Raw genomic sequence first — 17,140 nt, 5'->3', positions numbered from 1 at the left:
GAAGGGTGGAAGCCCGTGCGGCGCCCGTGCGTCACGCCTTCGGCGCGACCCGGCTCAGTCCGTTGATGATGCGGTCCATCGCGTCCCCGCCCTGCGGGTCCGTCAGGTTCGCCAGCATCTTCAGCGTGAACTTCATCAGCAGCGGGTGCGTCAGGCCGTGCTGGGCGCCGATCTTCATCACCTTCGGGTTGCCGATGAGCTTCACGAAGGCCCGGCCGAGCGTGTAGTAGCCGCCGTAGGTGTCCTTGAGGACCTTCGGGTAGCGCTGCAGGGCCAGCTCGCGCTGGGCGTACGAAGCGCGCGCGTGGGCCTGGACGATGACGTCCGCGGCGATCTGCCCGGACTCCATGGCGTACGCGATGCCCTCGCCGTTGAACGGGTTCACCAGCCCGCCCGCGTCGCCGACCAGCAGCAGGCCGCGCGTGTAGTGCGGCTGGCGATTGAAGGCCATGGGCAGGGCGGCCCCGCGGATGGGGCCCGTCATGTTCTCCGGGGTGTAGCCCCAGTCCTCGGGCATCGAGGCGCACCAGGCCTTGAGGACCTCGCGCCAGTCCAGCTCCTTGAAGGAGTCGGAGGTGTTGAGCACGCCGAGGCCGACGTTGCTCGTGCCGTCGCCCATGCCGAAGATCCAGCCGTAGCCGGGCAGCAGCCGGTCCTTCGGGCCGCGCCGGTCCCACAGCTCCAGCCAGGACTCCAGGTAGTCGTCGTCGTGGCGCGGGGAGGTGAAGTAGGTGCGCACGGCCACGCCCATGGGGCGGTCCTCGCGGCGGTGCAGGCCCATGCCCAGCGACAGCCGGGAGGAGTTGCCGTCGGCCGCGACGACGAGCGGGGCGCGGAAGGTGACCGGGGTCTTCTCCTCGCCGAGCTTCGCCTCGACGCCCACGATCCGGCCCGTGCGGTCGTCGATGACGGGCGCGCCGACGTTGCAGCGCTCGTACATCCGCGCGCCGGCCTTCACCGCGTTGCGGGCCAGCTGCTCGTCGAAGTCGTCGCGCTTGCGGACCAGTCCGTAGTCCGGGAAGGAGGCGAGATCCGGCCAGTCGAGCTGCAGCCGGACGCCGCCGCCGATGATGCGCAGGCCCTTGTTGCGCAGCCAGCCCGCCTCTTCGGAGATGTCGATGCCCATCGCCACGAGCTGCTTGGTGGCACGGGGGGTCAGCCCGTCGCCGCACACCTTCTCGCGCGGGAACGCCGTCTTCTCCAGCAGGAGGACGTCCAGTCCGGCCTTGGCGAGGTAGTACGCGGTGGTCGACCCGGCCGGGCCGGCCCCGACGACGATCACATCCGCGGAGTGTTCGGTATCGGTCACGGTCGGCTCTCCCGTTCGGCTGAGGACTGGTCACCCGAGTCTATGAGCCGCCCGGCGGCGGCCGGGCGGGGGCCACCCGGCCGTTCAGGGGGCGCCGGAGCGCGCCCCGCTACCCGGCCCGCCAGGAGCCGAGCGCCGTGTCGAAGGGCTTGCGGTACGCGTCCCCGCCGCCGTCCCGGCCGCGGAACATGATGGCGTACTCCGTGCCCGAACCGTCCACGTACGCCTGGTTGTAGCCGTGCATGGTGCGGCCCGAGGACTTCTCCACCCAGGTCCACTCCCACAGGGCGCCCGGGCGGCCCTGGAAGGTGTTGCGCGCCATCTTGACCCGCTTGTAGCCGTTCAGCTGGGCCACGCCCTTCTCCAGGTCCTGGAAGTGGTCGTAGGCGGACTGCTTGGTGCCGTGCACGATGCCGATGCGCAGGTACTCGCTGCCGGTGCGGCCCGCGTAGTCGATCTGGCCGCTCCCGTTGTCCTCACGGCGCCAGCCCTGGGGCACCGCGAGGGAGAACCCCTCCGGGGCCGACACGTTCTCGTACCCCGCGGGCGCAGGGCCGCCCGCCGCGGGCGCCGACGACGACGCGGACGGCGACGGCGAGGCCGAGGCGGACTCGGAGGCGGACGGGGACGCCGACGCGGAGGCGGAGGCGGAGGGCGACGCGGAGGGCGAGGCGGACGGCGACGGCGGGGTGCCCGGCGCCGTCGTGGGCGGCGCCGGCTCCACGGACTCGGTGTCCTCGATGCGGGCGGCGTCCCGCTTGCCGTGGTCCTTGCCCTGCGTCAGCAGGATCCCGCCACCCACGGCCCCGCCGATCACCACGACCGCCACGGCCGCCGCCACCCAGCCGAGGTTGAGCTTGCGGCGGGCCTTGGGGAGCACGAAGAACTCGGGCGTGGGGCCGATGACGGTGAGCGGGTTCGCCTCCGGCGCGGGCGGCAAGGACGGGGCGGTACGGCCGGGCGCGGCACCGGGGGGCGTCCCGGGCGCGGACGCCGGTACCGGTGCCGGCGCCGGTCCGGCGGCGTACACAGGTGCAGCGGCAGGCGCGGCGGGACCGGCGGCGGGCACGGTCCAGGGCGCGGGGGGCGGCGGAAGAACGGGGGGCACGGGGGCGAGGGCGGGGGTCGCGGGGGCGGAGGCCGCGGGGGCCGGGGCCCCGGGAGCAGGCGCCGCAGGAGCGGAGGCCACGGGGGCGGAGGCCGCGGGGACCGGGGACCCGGGAGCAGGCGCCGCAGGAGCGGAGGCCCCGGGACCAGGGGACCCGGGGGCCGGGGCCGCAGGAGCGGAGGCCACGGGGGCGGAGGCCGCGGGGACCGGGGACCCAGGGAACGGGGTCGCGGGAGGAGGCACCGCAGGGGCGGAGGCCACGGGAGCCGAAGCCCCAGGAGCCGGGGCCTCTGAAGCGGAGGCCCCGGGAGCAGCATCCGCGGGAGCGGAGGCCACGGGAGTCGGGGCCCCGGGGACCGGCGCCGCAGGGGCCGGTGCCGCGGGAGCCGGGACCGCCGGAGCCGGGGCCGCACCCGGCGCCGCGTCCACACCCGGCGCCGCAGCCAATGGGGCCGGTACCGGCGCCGCGCCGGGCTTGTCCGGTACCGCCGGCGCGGCCGGCGGGGCCGGTACCGCCGCCGCACCCGGCGGCCCCGGTATCGGCGGGGCCTCCGCCCCGCCGTCACCCACCGCGGCCGGTTCCGGCTCCTGCGGTCGTTCCCGCCCGCACTTCATGCAGAAGCGCGCTTCCGCGGGGAGCGTGGAACCGCAGGCGGGACAGCAGGGCAAGGTCATGGAGCGCTCCGGAGCTCGGGCGGGTCGTTCGGAGGGCGGGGGTAGCTTGATCGTATCGACTCGGGACGCCCTGCCCATGACAATCCGTCAGCCCGCGCCCCGGACCCGGCCCGCTCCGGACGCGTCACTCCGGGAGCTTGGTGCCCCGGTGCAGGGCGACGACGCCGCCCGTGAGGTTGCGCCAGGCGACCTTCGACCAGCCCGCCTCCTGCAGCAGCGCGGCGAGCTCCGGCTGGCTGGGCCAGGCGCGGATCGACTCGGCGAGGTAGACGTACGCGTCGGGGCTGCTGCTGACGGCCCGCGCGACCGGCGGCAGGGCCCGCATCAGGTACTCGCTGTAGACCGTGCGGAAGGGCGCCCACGTGGGCGTGGAGAACTCGCAGATCACCACGCGGCCGCCGGGCCGGGTCACGCGCAGCATCTCGCGCAGCGCGGCGCCGGTGTCCTGCACGTTGCGCAGCCCGAAGGAGATCGTGACGGCGTCGAACACCCCGTCCGCGAAGGGCAGCCGGGTGGCGTCGCCCGCGGTCAGCGGCATCCAGGGGTTGCGCTTCTTGCCCTCGCGCAGCATGCCGACCGAGAAGTCGCACGGCACGACGTAGGCGCCGGCCATGGTGAACGGCAGCGAGGAGGTGCCCGTCCCGGCCGCGAGGTCCAGGACCTTCTCCCCCGGGCGGGCGTCGACGGCCCGGGCGACGGCCTTGCGCCACAGACGGGCCTGGCCGAGCGAGAGCACGTCGTTGGTGAGGTCGTATTTGGCCGCCACGTCGTCGAACATCGCGGCGACTTCGTGCGGCTGCTTGTCCAGGGATGCTCGGGTCACGTCCCCATTGTTCACCCCCGGGGCGGGAGGGGACGCAGAGGGTTGGACGGGGACGGCGCGCCCGGGAAGGACCGGCCGCCCTGCGGTGCCGACTGCGCTCGTCCCGGGAGCCCCCGCTCCCCGGGACCGCCGGACCCCCCGCCCGGCGTTGCGCGCCCTTGCGGCCCGGCCTGACGAACCGTTGCCAGGGCCCTCCACAGTGGCACCGCGGGACGTCCGTAGCGGCCGTCCCCGCACTGCCCATCCTGCCCCGCGGAACGGACCTCGGCCTTCCGCCTTGACGGGCCCCTGACGTGCGCGGACGCCCTCCATACGGCTCGTTGACGCCGGTGCGCGGGCCCGGCGGGCGGCGGCGGGGGGCGCACGGCCTCCGCTCAGCGCCTCCGCTCAGCGCCTCCGGTACACCAGCCGGCCGCCCAGCACCGTCGCCACGCACGACCCCGCGCCCGCCGCCAGGAGCGCCGCCTCGTCCGGCACGTCGAAGGCGGCGAGGTCGGCCGGACCACCGGCGGCCAGCGGCGCCTCGACGGAACCCGGCAGGTCCCGGCCCTCCCTCAGGGGATCGAGGTCCGGACCGCCGGTCAGGATCCCCGGCGCGAGGCGCGCCGATACGACCCTCATCCCCGACCGGGCGACCGCGGTCGCCACCACCGGGTCCTCGAAGCGGCCCATCGCGGCCACCGCCGTGGTGCCGTGCCGCAGCATCTGCTGCAGCCCCCGCCGGACGCTGCCCGCCCGGCGGGTCTCGGTCATCTCCAGCGCCGCGAGCCGCTCGCCTGTGAGCGGGCGGTCCCCCAGCTCGTCGTACTCGCGCGGATCCGGGAAATAGGCGTTCCCCAGCAGCCACGCCGCGTGCCACTGGCGCAGACCGGGCGTCAGCACGCCCGGCCAGCGCCGCACGCGCGCCCCCGGGCAGGCCGCGGCCACCTCCTCGTACGGGCCGGCCGCCGCGATCCTGCCGCCGTCCACCGCGACGGCGCCGCCGGGCACCGGAACGGCGCCGGGGGCGGCGGTCAGCAGCAGGCCGGCGGTGTGGATCGTCAGCACGGCATCCTCAGCACGGCTCGGGCGTCAGCTCGCGTCGATGAGCTTCAGCTCGGGGTGGGCCGTGCCGCCCTCGATCGCCGTCGACGACAGGTGCGAGACGACGCGGTCGTCGACCGGGTCGTTCGCCGGGTCGTCGTGCACGAGCAGGTGCTCGTACGTGGTGGCGCGCTGCGCCGGGACGCGGCCCGCCTTGCGGATGAGGTCGATGAGCTCCATGCGGTTGGAGCGGTGCTTGGCACCGGCCGAGGAGACGACGTTCTCCTCCAGCATCACCGAGCCCAGGTCGTCCGCGCCGTAGTGCAGCGCGAGCTGGCCCGCCTCCTTGCCGACGGTCAGCCAGGAGCCCTGGATGTGGGCGACGTTGTCGAGGAACAGCCGCGCGATGGCGATCATCCGCAGGTACTCGAAGACGGTCGCCTGCGTACGGCCCTTCAGCACGTTGTTCTGCGGCTGGTAGGTGTACGGGATGAAGGCGCGGAAGCCGCCCGTGCGGTCCTGCACGTCACGGATCATCCGGATGTGCTCGATCCGCTCGGCGTTGGTCTCGCCGGTGCCCATCAGCATGGTGGAGGTCGACTCGACGCCCAGGGTGTGGGCGAGCTCCATGATCTCCAGCCAGCGCTCGCCGGACTCCTTCAGCGGCGCGATGGCCTTGCGGGGCCGGGCGGGCAGGAGTTCGGCGCCGGCACCCGCGAAGGAGTCCAGGCCGGCGGCGTGGATGCGGCGGATGGCCTCCTCCGCGCTCACCCCGGAGATCCGCGCCATGTGCTCCACCTCGGACGCGCCGAGGGAGTGGATCACCAGCTGCGGGAACTCCTTCTTGATGGCGGAGAAGTGCTCCTCGTAGTACTCCACGCCGTAGTCCGGGTGGTGGCCGCCCTGGAACATGATCTGCGTGCCACCGAGCTCCACGGTCTCCGCGCAGCGGCGCAGGATGTCGTCGAGGGGGCGCGTCCAGACCTTGTCGCTCTTCGGCGGGGCGTAGAAGGCGCAGAACTTGCACGCGGTGACGCACGAGTTCGTGTAGTTGATGTTGCGCTCGATGATGTACGTCGCGATGTGCTCGGTGCCCGCGTAGCGCTTGCGGCGCGCCGCGTCGGCCGCCGCGCCGAGCGCGTGCAGCGGTGCGGAGCGGTAGAGCTCCAGCGCCTCCTCGGGAGTGATGCGGCCACCGGCGGCGGCGCGGTCGAGGACGGCTGTGACATCAATGGTCGTGAGGTCGGCCTTCTCGCTCACCGGGGCGTCCCTTCGGAGGGGGTTTGACACGACCGTCAGCCTACGCCAGCCCTCATCCGTCCCGGCGGGTGAGGGTTGCGTGGGGGCTGCCGCCCTTGGTGTCCTCGGACGTGTACATGAGCTTGCCGTCGGCGGCCAGGGAGAACGTGATCCGTGCGGTCTCGCCCGTGCACCCGAGCGACGGCGTGCCGTCGGTGGCCTCCTCCAGGGTGAGCCGGGTGGGGACGGCGGTGAGCAGCTTGCCCTTGCTGCGGCACTCCAGGACGTTGAGCGCGGAGTAGGTGGTGCGGACGACGTAGGCGCCGGGGGCGCCGTCGGCGATGACGGCGGTCATGGTGCCGTTGGGGGTGCCGTCGCTCTGGACGACCTGCCCGGTCCAGGTGCCGAGGAACTGCTCGGGCACGGACTTCGCCCGGCCGCCCCCGGCGCCGGTGGTGGTGCCGGACCCGCCGTCGTCGCCGTTCCCGCCCCGCAGGAGGCCGAGGCCGAGCATCGCGGCGACGGCCGCCGCGACCAGGAGGGCGCCGACCGCGACGAGCACGGCCCTCGTTCTGCGCCGCCGGTCACCGGCTCTCCGGGCGGGCTCCGCGCCCTCCGTCGCGGGCGGCGCGCCCAGCGGAGGCTGCCCCGCGCCCCACGGGAGCGGCACGGCGTCCACGGGAGGCGGGGCGGCGCCGGCGGGGGACGGGGTGGCGTCCGTCCGGAGCGGGCCCGCGTCCAGGGCCGTGGGCGCTCCCCCTTCCAGGTCCAGCAGCTCCACCGCCCGCCGGCTCACGCGCTCCACCACGGGCCCGGGCAGCCAGCCCGCGCCCACCAGGGCGCCGGCGCCCTCCGGGGCCAGCCGGCGGGCGACCTCCTCGGGGGCCGGACGGGCCGCCGGATCCTTGGCCAGGCATTCACCGACCAGGGAGCGCAGGTCCCCGGTGAGGCCCGGGCCGAGGACCGGCGCCTCGTGGACGACCTTGTAGAGCAGCACCGCCGCGCCGTCCCCGGCGAAGGGCGGTTCGCCCGTCGCCGCGTAGGCGAGCACCGCTCCCAGGGAGAAGACGTCGGCCGCCCCCGTCACCCCGTGGCCGAGGATCTGTTCCGGGGCCATGTAGCCGGGCGAGCCGACCGAGACGCCCGTGGCGGTCAGCGACGCCGTGCCGTCCGTGGCCCGGGCGATGCCGAAGTCGATCAGCCGGGGCCCGTCGAGGGTGAGCAGCACGTTGGACGGCTTGACGTCGCGGTGGACGAGGCCGAGCGCGTGGACGGCGGCCAGGGCCTCCGCGAGCCCCGCCCCGAGGGCCCGCACGGTCCGCCCGGGCTGGGGACCACCGGCCAGGACGGCCTCGGTGAGGGAGGGGCCGGCCACGTAGCCGGTCGCCACCCAGGGCACCGCGGCGTCCGGGTCCGCGTCCAGCACGGGAGCCGTCCACGCCCCGCCCACGCTGCGCGCGGCCTCGACCTCGCGCCGGAAACGCGCGCGAAACTGCTCATCCAGGGCAAAATGGGGATGAACGGCCTTGACCGCGACGGTCCGGCCGCCGGCGCTGCGGCCCAGGTAGACCCGGCCCATGCCGCCCGCCCCGAGCCGGCCCAGCAGCCGGTACGCACCGATGACCTGCGGATCTTCCGGCAGCAAGGGTTCCATCGGGCCTTTCGCCTCCCCCGGCGGGGGCCTGGGGCCCCGGTTTTTCGGCCTATGACTCAATTCACGGGGTGTCCCAGGAACCCCCCAGGGCGGTTTCCCCATCCACCAGGACGGAACAAACCGTCATGTCCTTCGGGGCAGCAGCAACGTCCGGAGCGACGCGATGACGTACTCACCACACGGGGCCTACCAGTCCCAGGGCCACCAGCGCGCATCCCGCGCCAAACGATGGACGATCATCGTGGCGTCCATAGCCGTGGTCGGCCTGATAGCCGCCGGCATCATGAACTACTTCAAGTTCGGCCCGTTCTCGGACAAGGGCAAGCCGGTCAGCTTCGGCCAGGACCAGCCCGGCGGCGGCCAGGCCGGCGGCGCGAACGGCCCGCAGAAGGCGGACTCCAAGGTCCTGATGCCGACGGGCCCCAAGGCCGAGTTCAAGAACACCAGCACCCTCTCCGACGGCACCCAGGTCGCCGTGACGACCCTGGACGGCAAGAAGTCCGGCTTCAAGGGCAAGGTGTGGGTCTGGGCGCCCAAGGCGTACAACGACCCGAAGTTCAAGGACCACGGCTTCCCGGTCCTCGTCGCGCTCCCCGGCGGCCCCGGCTTCCCGAACAACTACTGGATGGACGACGGGGGCCTGCACCTCGAGTCGTCGGTCACCAAGTGGTACAACGAGGGCAAGGGCAAGCCGTTCATCCTGGCCATGCCGGTCCTCAACCCGAAGCCGGACGACGGCGGCCTCTACTGGGACGGCAGTGACATCCCGGGCCAGCCGAAGATGGGCACCTGGCTGACCGAGGACGTCCCGGACCTGATCAAGGCCAACTTCCGCACGGTGAAGTCGCGCGACGGCTGGGCGTTCATGGGCTCCTCCTCCGGCGCCTTCTCCGGCCTGAAGGCCGTCCTGAAGCACCCGGACAAGTTCAAGGCCGTGATCGCCTCCGGCCCGGACATCGTCCCGGACTCCCCGCTGTGGAAGGGCCACGAGAAGGAGAAGGCCGAGAACAACCCCGAGGTCCTCGCGAAGAACCTGATCGCCGCGAACAAGCCCGGGACCGACGTCTACCTCGCGTTCCAGTACGGGACGAAGGAGGCCAGCGTCATCCCGCACGTGGACAGGTTCATCGCGACCTACGGCAACAAGGGCCCGATCCACACGCGCCTGCAGAAGATCGAGGGCGGCAAGCACAACGCCAAGACCTACATCCAGGGCATGAACGACGGCAGCATGCAGTGGATCAGTGAGCACATGGTGGGCCCCGTCGCCCCGTAGCCTCCGGGCTGACTGCTTGTTCCGGGAGCCCTGATCCCCTCCGGGGGGTCAGGGCTCCAGCAGTTCCACCCGCACGTCGGCCGGGAAGCCCGTCGTCGGGCCCGTGCGGCGGGCGAACTCGGTGACGCCCGCGAGCTGGTCGGGGCCGAAGCGGAAGTCCAGCGTCGTGAAGTAGCGCTCCAGCAGCCCGGCGTCGAAGGCCTCCCAGCGCGCCGCCTGCTCGGCCACCTTCGCCACCTCCTCCAGGGAGACGTCCCGGGAGGCCAGGAAGGCCTCGTGGACCTTGGCGACGATCTGCGGCTCGCGGGCCAGGTAGTCCCGGCGCACGGCCCACACCGCGAAGACGAACGGCAGCCCCGTCCAGTCCTTCCACATCTGCCCGAGGTCGTGGACCTCCAGGCCCAGCCGCGGGGCGTCGTGCAGGGAGGCCCGCAGGGCGGCGTCCCCGATCAGCACCGCGGCGTCCGCCTCGCGCATCATCAGGCCCAGGTCCGGCGGGCAGGTGTAGTAGTCCGGCTGCACGCCGTACCGCTCGGCCAGCAGCAGCTGCGCCAGGCGCACGGAGGTGCGGGAGGTGGAGCCCAGCGCGACGCGGGCGCCGTCCAGCCGGTCCAGGGGGACCTGCGAGACGATCACGCAGGACATGACCGGGCCGTCGCAGCCCACGGCGATGTCCCGCAGGGCGACCAGGTCGTCCGCGTTGCGCAGGAACTCGACGAGGGTGACCGGGGCGATGTCCAACTCGCCCTCGATCAGCTGCCGGCTGAGCTTCTCCGGAGTGTCCTTGGTCAGGTCCAGGTCCAGCAGGGTGCCGGTGCGCGCGAGGCCCCAGTAGAGGGGCAGGCAGTTCAGGAACTGGATGTGACCCACGCGCGGACGGCTGCGCTGGGGGGTGCCGGCTTCGGGGTCGGTCTCTACGGCCGAGGCAGAAATGTCCACATCCGGAGGCTAGCCCCGGGCGGCCGGGCCGGCGGGGGCGGGGGTGCGCCCCGGGGGTGCCCGACTGGGGATCTTTTCCGTCAGGAACACCGGGAAAACCATCCGACAGCGTGATCTTCAACTCCTTCCGCGCGAGAACCCTCGCGTGCTAGGCTCGCCGCAAGTTGCAGTTTGGTTTCCCTTGCAGTACAGAGCCTGCGGAGCATGTGACCCGCAGGCTTTTGTAGTTTTCAGACTTCTCGCAGGTTCTGGAGCAGGGCAACCCTTTGGGCCCAAGGAGGGCTTTATGGCTACCGGAACCGTGAAGTGGTTCAACGCTGAAAAGGGCTTTGGCTTCATCGCCCAGGACGGCGGGGGCCCCGACGTCTTCGTCCACTACTCCGCGATCAACGCCTCTGGCTTCCGCTCCCTCGAGGAGAACCAGCAGGTCAACTTTGACGTCACGCAGGGCCCGAAGGGCCCGCAGGCGGAGAACGTCACCCCGGTCTGATCCTCGGATCCTTCCGGTGCGACGGCTCGACCGATCGCGGTCGACGCGCTGTACCCAAGGAGCCCTGCTCCCCCGCTGCGGCGGAGGGGCAGGGCTCCTGCCTTTCACCCACCCGTCGCTGATCGTTAACCCTCCCTTAGCGACTTCTTGTTGACCACTTTCTTTCACTTTCTGTCGTACAGTGCATTGATTTCGATCGCATAGCGTTCGGCGATCACGGACCGCCGGACTTTGAGGGTCGGCGTCAGCGTCCCGTCCGCCACTGTGAAATCTCCGTCGAGAATCCCGAAGGCCCGAATCCGGGCCGGCCGGGACACCTGCGCGTTCGCCGCCTCCACCGCCTCCGCGCACAGCGCCCGCACCGCCGGGTGCCGGGCCGGCCGCCCGCCGAGGTCCACGCCCTCGCGCACCGCCCAGGCCCCGATCTCCTCCGCGTCCAGCGTCAGCAGCGCCACCGGGTGGGGACGCCGGTCGCCGATCAGCACCGCGCGGGAGACCCACCGGGACTGCTGCACGGCGAACTCGACCGGCGACGGCGCGAGGTTCTTGCCGCCCGACGTGATGATCAGGTCCTTCTTCCGGCCGGTGATCGTGAGGTAGCCGTCCGCGTCCAGCGCGCCGAGGTCCCCGGTGTGCAGCCAGCCGTCCGTATCCAGCATCCCGGCCGTCGCGGCCGGGGCGTTGCGGTAGCCCGCGAAGACCCCCGGACCGCGGGCCAGCACCTCGCCGTCCTCCGCGATCCGCACCTCGACGCCGGGCACCGGCCTGCCCACCGTCCCGGGGCGGACCCCGCCCGGGTGGTTCAGGGTGATCACGCCGGTGGCCTCCGTCATCCCGTAGCCCTCGTACAGGGCGATGCCGCACGCGCGCAGGAAGTCCAGGGTCTGCGGGGCGATCGGGGCCGCACCGGTGATCGCCAGCTTCAGCCGCCCCCCGAAGACCGCCCGGACCCGCGCGAACACGCTCTCGTCCGCCGCCCGCCAGGCCGCGAGCAGCTCGCCCGTGGGCTCCTCGCCCCGCGCGCGCACGCCGGCGGCCTCCAGCCCGGTGCGCACCGCCGCCTCCAGCCGGGCCCGGCCGTCCGGCCCCGAGGCCTCCGCCAGCGACACCACCGTCGCGTGCACCTTCTCGAACAGGCGGGGTACGGACGGCAGGTGCGTGGGCCGCACCTCGGCCAGCTCGGCGACGACGTCCTCGATCCGCCCGCCGAAGTAGCACAGGGTGCCGCCGCGGACGAACACCGACAGCTGGATGAGCTGGGCGAGGAGGTGCGCGAGGGGCAGGTAGAGATACGTGAGGTCCCCGGGCCCGCCGCCGACGAGGTCGGCGGAGGCGTCGTCGACCGCCGTGAAGTTGCCGTGCGTCAGACAGCAGCCCTTGGGCGGGCCCGTGGTGCCGGAGGTGTAGACGACGGCGCACAGGTCGGCGGGGGTGACGGCCGCGCTCCGGGCGAGGAGTTCCGCCGCGGGCACCTCGCCATGGGGCAGCGGATCGTCCATCAGCACCACGTGCCGCAGCTCCGGCAGCTTGCCGCGGACGGCCGTCACGCGCGCCGCCAGGTCCGCGGTCCCGCACACGGCCACCGAGGCGCCCGAGTCGGCCAGCACCCAGGTCAGTTCCTCGTCGCCCGCCGTCGGGTAGACGGGCACCACGACGGCGCCGGCGGCCAGTGCGCCGAAGTGGGTACGGGACCACGCCGGACCGGTCTCGGAGAGGACGGCGACCCGGTCCCCGGGACCCACCCCGAGGGCCATCAGGCCGCGCCCGGTCTCCTGCACGGAGGCCCACAAGGCGGCGTAGGTGAGCTCCGCCCACCCTTCGCCGCGGCGGAACCGCTGGGCAGGCACGGGGCCGTGGTGCTCGGCGGCCCACTGGGCGAGAACGGCGAGCGTACGGGGGCGCTGGCGCGGCATCGGTTCCTCCCTGGTGGCTGATCCCTGCTCGGCACCGCCGGACTGCGCCGTCGCGGTTTCCCGCCGTTGCGGCGGAGGTCTCGCTGCGGGAGATCGCCTCCCGCTCCGGCGGAGGGGCGCTGCCCGAGCGTTCGAGACGGTCGCCGTCACTCTCTTCCGCCGCGACGGCGAACAGCCGCAACGGCGCAGTCCGGTGGTGCCGGACCACCCGGGCCCCGCGTAGGAGCGCACCCGCGTGCGAGCGCGCCCCGTGCCGGGGCCTTCCCGAACGTTAGGGACGTTCGCCCGCGCAGGGGATGACCGGAACGGTCGGCCCCACTGACCCCGGCGCTCAACGGAGTTACCGTCATTCGCATGACGAGTCGCACGATCACCGTGCACCACGTACGCGCCACCCTCACCGGCCCGCGGCGACTCGGCCTCGACACCGTGCCGCTCCTGCAGAGCGCCCGCATCCCCCCGCTGCTCCTCGGCGACGCGCACGCGCGCGTGTCGCCCGAGCAGTTCGCCCGCCTGGTCACCGCCGTCCGGCAGGCCACCCGCGACGAGTTCCTGGGCCTGGGGCCCGAGCCCAGCCGGCCCGGCACGTTCGCGATGATGTGCCACGCGAGCATCGGCTGCCCCGACCTCGGCACGGCCCTGCGCCGCGCCACCCGCTTCTACGGCCTCTTCCCCGGCGGCCCCGACCTCGCCGTCGAACGCACCGGATTTGACGCCGCGTTCGCCGTGCGCACCGATCTGCGGGCGCTCGCCGAGGCCCCTTTCGCCGCCGAGTGCCTGGTGCTGGTCTGGCACCGCGTGGCGAGCTGGCTGATCGGCCGCCGGATCCCCCTGCGCTGGGCGGAGTTCGCCCACCCGGCGCCGCCGTACGCGGGCGAGTACGGCCTGCTGTTCGGCTGCCCGGTCCGCTGCGGCGCGCCGCGCACCCGCGCCGGGTTCGACCCGCGCTGGCTGGCCGCGCCCGTCGTCCGGGACGAGGCCGGCCTGGCGGAGCTGCTGCGGCGCGCCCCCGCCGGGCTGCTCAGCCGCCGCGAGTACGGCACGACGGTCGCCGAGCAGGTGCGGCACGCCCTGGCGCGGGCCCTGCGGGAGGCGGCCCCGCAGCGCCGGACGGCCCGGCTGCCGGAGGTGGCGCAGCTCGCCGCGCGGCTGGCGGTCAGCCCGGCGACACTGCGGCGGCGGCTGCAGGAGGAGGGCACGTCGTACCGGCGGCTGCGCGACCAGGTGCTGCGGGAGGCGGCCGTGGCCGGGCTGGCGGAGGGCCGGGAGCCGATCGCGGAGCTCGCGGCGCGGCTGGGCTTCTCGGAGGACACGGCCTTCCACCGCGCGTTCCGCCGCTGGACGGGCACCACCCCGGGGGCGTACCGGCTCCTGGGACGTACCGGCTCCCGGGCGGGCGCGAACGGGGCCGGCAACGCCGACCGTGAACGGGGTCAGCAAAGCTGAGCTTTCCGGTCAGCTTCTTTCCTACCCGTCAGTCACTACGGTCTCCCCGACTCCCGCCGCCCCCGGGGAGTTTCGCGGAGGCGATCCGCGACGAGACATGAGTGACCCCTCACCACTGCACTGTCGGGAGAGTCGCATGCACTTGCGTAGGCACCTGCGTACGAAGGCCTGGACCGCCGTCGCCGCACTGGCCGTCTCACTGGGCTTCGCGGGCACGGCCGGCGCCGCCGGGCCCGCGCCCGCCGCCGGGCCGGGCGGCATCGTCACCTCCGCGCCGACCTCCTTCCACCCGCTGCCCGGCCAGCCCACCGGCACCAAGGCCTGGCACGTCACCTACCGCTCCACCACGGCCAAGGGCGCCCCCAATGTCGTCTCCGGGACGGTGATCGTCCCCCAGGACGGCAGAAAGGGGCCGCGCCCGCTCGTGACATACGCCGTGGGGACGATCGGGCTCGCCGACCACTGCGCCCCGTCGGCCGGCTTCCCGTACGGGACGACGGTGGAGGCGAACCTGATCCAGCAGCTCACGCTGCGCGGCTGGGCGGTGGCCGTCACCGACTACGAGGGCCTCGGGACGCCCGGCGACCACACGTACACCGTCGGCCGGGCCGCGGGCCACGCCGTCCTCGACGCGGCCCGCGCCGCCCTGCGGCTGCCGGAGGCCGGGCTTGCCGAGGGCTCGCCGGTCGGCATCATGGGCTACTCGCAGGGCGGTCAGGCCGCCGGCTGGGCCGCCGAGCTGCACGCGTCGTACGCCCCCGAGCTGAACCTCAAGGGCACGGCCGCGGGCGGCGTCCCCTCCGACCTCGTCGAGGTCGCCGAGTACAACGACGGCGGCATCGGCGGCGGCCTGGTCCTCATGGGCGCGATCGGGCAGGACGCGGCCTTCCCCGAGCTGCGCCTCGGCTCGTACCTCAACGACAAGGGCAGGCGGCACGTCGACTTCCTCAAGAAGCACTGCGTGGTCGCGGACGCCGCCGCCGGCCTGTTCAAGCGGATCTCCGACGTGACGGTCAGGAACCCGCTGCACGAGCCGGACTGGCAGCGCGTGCTGCACTCCTCCGACCTCGGCACCCGCGCCCCCGACCGGCCCGTCTACCTCTACCACGGCACCCTCGACGAGCTCATCCCCTACGCGGGCGCGCAGCGGCTGCGCTCCGCCTGGTGCACGAAGCGGGCCGCCGTGCAGTGGAAGCCGGTGCCGCTGGCCGAGCACGTCGTGGGCGTGATCGCGGAGTCCGTCCCGGCGGCGAACTGGCTCGCCGACCGGTTCGCCGGCAGGTCCGCGGCGGGCAACTGCTGACGCGCGCCGAGCGCTGGACCGGGCGGCCCCCGGTTCAGCGCTCGTACAGCCGCTCCACCTCCTCCGCGAAGTCCCGGGCGATGACCTCCCGCTTGAGCTTCATGGACGGCGTGAGGTGGCCGGCCTCCTCCGTGAAGTCAACGGGCAGGACGGCGAAGCGCCGTATCGACTCCGCCCGCGAGACCAGGGCGTTCGCGTCGTCCACCGCCGTCTGCAGCTCGGCGAGGAGCTCGCCGTCCCGCACCAGCTCCTGCGGCGGCAAGTCCTCCTTGCCGTGCATGCGGCACCAGTGGGCGACGCCGTCGGCCTCCAGGGTGAGGAGGGCGGTGATGTAGGGGCGGTCGTCGCCGACGACCATGCACTGGCCGACCAGGGGGTGCGCGCGCAGCCGGTCCTCCAGCGGCGCGGGGGCGACGTTCTTGCCGCCGGAGGTGACGAGCAGCTCCTTCTTGCGGCCGGTGATGGTGAGGTAGCCGTCCGCGTCGAGCTCGCCCAGGTCCCCGGTGGGGAACCACTCCCCCGGCGCCGCGGGCACCGCCTTCCCCAGCTCGCCGTCCCAGTACCCGGCGAAGACGTGCCCGCCGCGCAGCAGCACCTCGCCGTCCTCCGCGATCCGCACGGCGCCGCCGGGCAGCGGCCAGCCGACCGTGCCGAGGCGGGGGCGGTGCGGCGGGGTGACGGTGGCGGCGGCCGTGGTCTCGGTGAGGCCGTAGCCCTCGAACACCTCGATGCCCGCGCCCGTGCAGAAGGCCGCGAGGCGCTCGCCGAGCGGGGAGCCGCCGCTGAGCACGTGACGGACCTCGCCGCCCAGGGCGCCGCGGATCCGGCGGTAGACCAGCGGGTCGTACAGGGCGCGGGCCGCGCGCAGCGCCGGGCCGGGACCCGGTCCGGTGCCGTGCAGGCGGGCCGCCTCCGCCTCGCCCCAGCGCCGGGCGACGCGGGCGGCGCGGTCGAAGGAGGTGGCGCGGCCCAGCTTCTCGGCGGTCGCCCGGCCGGTGTTGTAGACCTTCTCCAGCACGTAGGGGATCACGAGCAGGAAGGTGGGCCGGAAGCCGGCGAGGTCCGCGAGCAGGTCCTCGGTGCGCAGGGAGGGGGCGTGGCCCACGCGGACGCGGGCGCGCATGCAGCCGACGGCGACGGTCCGGCCGAAGACGTGCGAGAGGGGCAGGAAGAGGAGCGTGGCGGCGGGCGCCTTGCTGACGGCCTTGAAGACGGGGTGCAGCAGCTCCGTGGAATTGTCGACTTCGGTGAAGAAGTTGGCGTGGGTGAGGACGCAGCCCTTGGGACGGCCGGTGGTGCCCGAGGTGTAGATGAGGGTGGCGATGTCGTCGGGGCCGCGGGTGGCGCGCGCCTCGGTGACGGCCGTGCCGGGCAGGCCGCGGCCCGCGGCCATCAGGTGGGGCACGGCGCCCGCGTCGAACTCCCACAGGTGGGCGAGGCCCGGCAGGGCGCCGCGCTCGGCCTCCACCAGCCGCGTCTGCTCCGGTCCCTCGACGACGCAGGCGGCGGCCCCGGAGTCGTGCAGGATCCAGCGGACCTGGGCGGCGGAGGAGGTGGGGTAGACGGGGACGGTGACCAGCCCGGCAGCCCAGGCGGCGAAGTCCAGGAGCGTCCACTCGTAGCGGGTGCGGGCCATGATGGCGAGCCGGTCGCCCGGCCGCAGCCCGTGGGCGATCAGGCCCTTGGCGGTGGCGAGCACTTCGGCGGCGAAGGTGGCGGCGCTGACGTCGCGCCAGGTGCCGCCGGGCTGCTTGCGGCTGAGGACGGGGTCGGCGGGGGCCTCGGCGGCGTTGTCGAAGGGCAGGTCTCCGAGGGACCCGCGGGAGACGGGCGGGGCGAGCGGCGGGAGGGACGCCTCGCGGACGACTCCCTCGACGACGGTGACGCGGGGTGGGGCGACGCTGTGCGGTACGGACACGTGCGGCTCCCTACTGGGCGGTAA

13 protein-coding genes and 1 pseudogene are annotated in these 17,140 nt (G+C 73.9%); 4 read left to right on the top strand and 10 right to left on the bottom strand.

What is annotated here, in order from left to right; genetic code table 11:
- Nucleotides 1–31: 31 nt before the first annotated feature.
- From ACFPP6_RS21420 to ACFPP6_RS21390, 7 genes and pseudogenes are all read right to left on the bottom strand, one after another.
- On the bottom strand, nt 32–1,309 hold the full coding sequence (locus ACFPP6_RS21420) for a geranylgeranyl reductase family protein (protein ID WP_058047629.1): 1,278 nt from the start codon (nt 1,307–1,309) through the stop codon (nt 32–34).
- 109 nt (nt 1,310–1,418) lie between these two features.
- Entirely contained in the window at nt 1,419–2,249 is an 831-nt protein-coding gene (locus ACFPP6_RS21415) for a hypothetical protein (RefSeq protein ID WP_382045173.1), read from the bottom strand.
- 771 nt (nt 2,250–3,020) lie between these two features.
- Nucleotides 3,021–3,092 (bottom strand): annotated as a pseudogene (locus ACFPP6_RS21410) (zinc-ribbon domain-containing protein); the annotation flags it as partial.
- A gap of 124 nt (nt 3,093–3,216) precedes the next feature.
- Complete coding sequence (locus ACFPP6_RS21405; protein WP_382044756.1) at nt 3,217–3,915, bottom strand: demethylmenaquinone methyltransferase; 699 nt, start codon at nt 3,913–3,915, stop codon at nt 3,217–3,219.
- Nucleotides 3,916–4,302: 387 nt separating this feature from the next.
- A complete protein-coding gene (locus ACFPP6_RS21400) occupies nt 4,303–4,962 on the bottom strand; it encodes an amidohydrolase family protein (protein WP_382044753.1) in 660 nt (219 codons plus the stop codon).
- A gap of 24 nt (nt 4,963–4,986) precedes the next feature.
- Nucleotides 4,987–6,198 (bottom strand): cyclic dehypoxanthinyl futalosine synthase, encoded by a 1,212-nt coding sequence (gene mqnC, locus ACFPP6_RS21395; protein ID WP_382044751.1) that lies wholly within the window; start codon nt 6,196–6,198, stop codon nt 4,987–4,989.
- A 52-nt stretch (nt 6,199–6,250) separates the two neighbouring features.
- Nucleotides 6,251–7,831, bottom strand: a complete 1,581-nt coding sequence (locus ACFPP6_RS21390; protein WP_382044748.1) for a serine/threonine-protein kinase — start codon at nt 7,829–7,831, stop codon at nt 6,251–6,253.
- Between the two features lie 163 nt (nt 7,832–7,994).
- On the opposite strand from ACFPP6_RS21390, the gene ACFPP6_RS21385 reads away from it, so the two are divergent.
- Entirely contained in the window at nt 7,995–9,107 is a 1,113-nt protein-coding gene (locus ACFPP6_RS21385; protein ID WP_382044745.1) for an alpha/beta hydrolase, read from the top strand.
- Between the two features lie 48 nt (nt 9,108–9,155).
- Here ACFPP6_RS21385 and ACFPP6_RS21380 read toward each other — a convergent pair whose 3' ends face one another.
- The gene (locus ACFPP6_RS21380) at nt 9,156–10,046 is read right to left on the bottom strand and encodes a menaquinone biosynthetic enzyme MqnA/MqnD family protein (protein WP_382044742.1); all 891 of its coding nucleotides are present in this window, start codon (nt 10,044–10,046) and stop codon (nt 9,156–9,158) included.
- 286 nt (nt 10,047–10,332) lie between these two features.
- Here ACFPP6_RS21380 and ACFPP6_RS21375 point away from each other — a divergent pair, with 286 nt between their 5' ends.
- Nucleotides 10,333–10,536, top strand: a complete 204-nt coding sequence (locus tag ACFPP6_RS21375) for a cold-shock protein (protein ID WP_003984261.1) — start codon at nt 10,333–10,335, stop codon at nt 10,534–10,536.
- Between the two features lie 164 nt (nt 10,537–10,700).
- On the opposite strand, the gene ACFPP6_RS21370 is transcribed toward ACFPP6_RS21375, so the two are convergent.
- The gene (locus ACFPP6_RS21370; RefSeq protein WP_382044739.1) at nt 10,701–12,449 is read right to left on the bottom strand and encodes an AMP-dependent synthetase/ligase; all 1,749 of its coding nucleotides are present in this window, start codon (nt 12,447–12,449) and stop codon (nt 10,701–10,703) included.
- 354 nt (nt 12,450–12,803) lie between these two features.
- Between ACFPP6_RS21370 and ACFPP6_RS21365 the strand changes: the two genes are divergently transcribed.
- Together ACFPP6_RS21365 and ACFPP6_RS21360 are read left to right on the top strand one after the other, a co-directional pair.
- The gene (locus ACFPP6_RS21365) at nt 12,804–13,895 is read left to right on the top strand and encodes an AraC family transcriptional regulator (RefSeq protein ID WP_382044737.1); all 1,092 of its coding nucleotides are present in this window, start codon (nt 12,804–12,806) and stop codon (nt 13,893–13,895) included.
- Between the two features lie 136 nt (nt 13,896–14,031).
- Nucleotides 14,032–15,198 (top strand): lipase family protein, encoded by a 1,167-nt coding sequence (locus ACFPP6_RS21360; RefSeq protein ID WP_382044734.1) that lies wholly within the window; start codon nt 14,032–14,034, stop codon nt 15,196–15,198.
- Between the two features lie 34 nt (nt 15,199–15,232).
- Here ACFPP6_RS21360 and ACFPP6_RS21355 read toward each other — a convergent pair whose 3' ends face one another.
- On the bottom strand, nt 15,233–17,116 hold the full coding sequence (locus ACFPP6_RS21355) for an AMP-dependent synthetase/ligase (RefSeq protein ID WP_382044731.1): 1,884 nt from the start codon (nt 17,114–17,116) through the stop codon (nt 15,233–15,235).
- Nucleotides 17,117–17,140 lie beyond the last annotated feature (24 nt).

The sequence above is a fragment of the Streptomyces aureoversilis genome, assembly GCF_042657885.1.
GTDB lineage: Bacteria > Actinomycetota > Actinomycetes > Streptomycetales > Streptomycetaceae > Streptomyces > Streptomyces aureoversilis.
This window is presented reverse-complemented; position numbering and strand designations above follow the sequence as displayed.

Coding starts and splice junctions, on each gene's coding strand:
- ACFPP6_RS21370 (WP_382044739.1), bottom strand. CDS start 12,449: ATGCCGCGCCAGCGCCCCCGTACGCTCGCCGTTCTCGCCCAGTGGGCC.
- ACFPP6_RS21375 (WP_003984261.1), top strand. CDS start 10,333: ATGGCTACCGGAACCGTGAAGTGGTTCAACGCTGAAAAGGGCTTTGGC.
- ACFPP6_RS21390 (WP_382044748.1), bottom strand. CDS start 7,831: ATGGAACCCTTGCTGCCGGAAGATCCGCAGGTCATCGGTGCGTACCGG.
- ACFPP6_RS21365 (WP_382044737.1), top strand. CDS start 12,804: ATGACGAGTCGCACGATCACCGTGCACCACGTACGCGCCACCCTCACC.
- ACFPP6_RS21385 (WP_382044745.1), top strand. CDS start 7,995: ATGACGTACTCACCACACGGGGCCTACCAGTCCCAGGGCCACCAGCGC.
- ACFPP6_RS21360 (WP_382044734.1), top strand. CDS start 14,032: ATGCACTTGCGTAGGCACCTGCGTACGAAGGCCTGGACCGCCGTCGCC.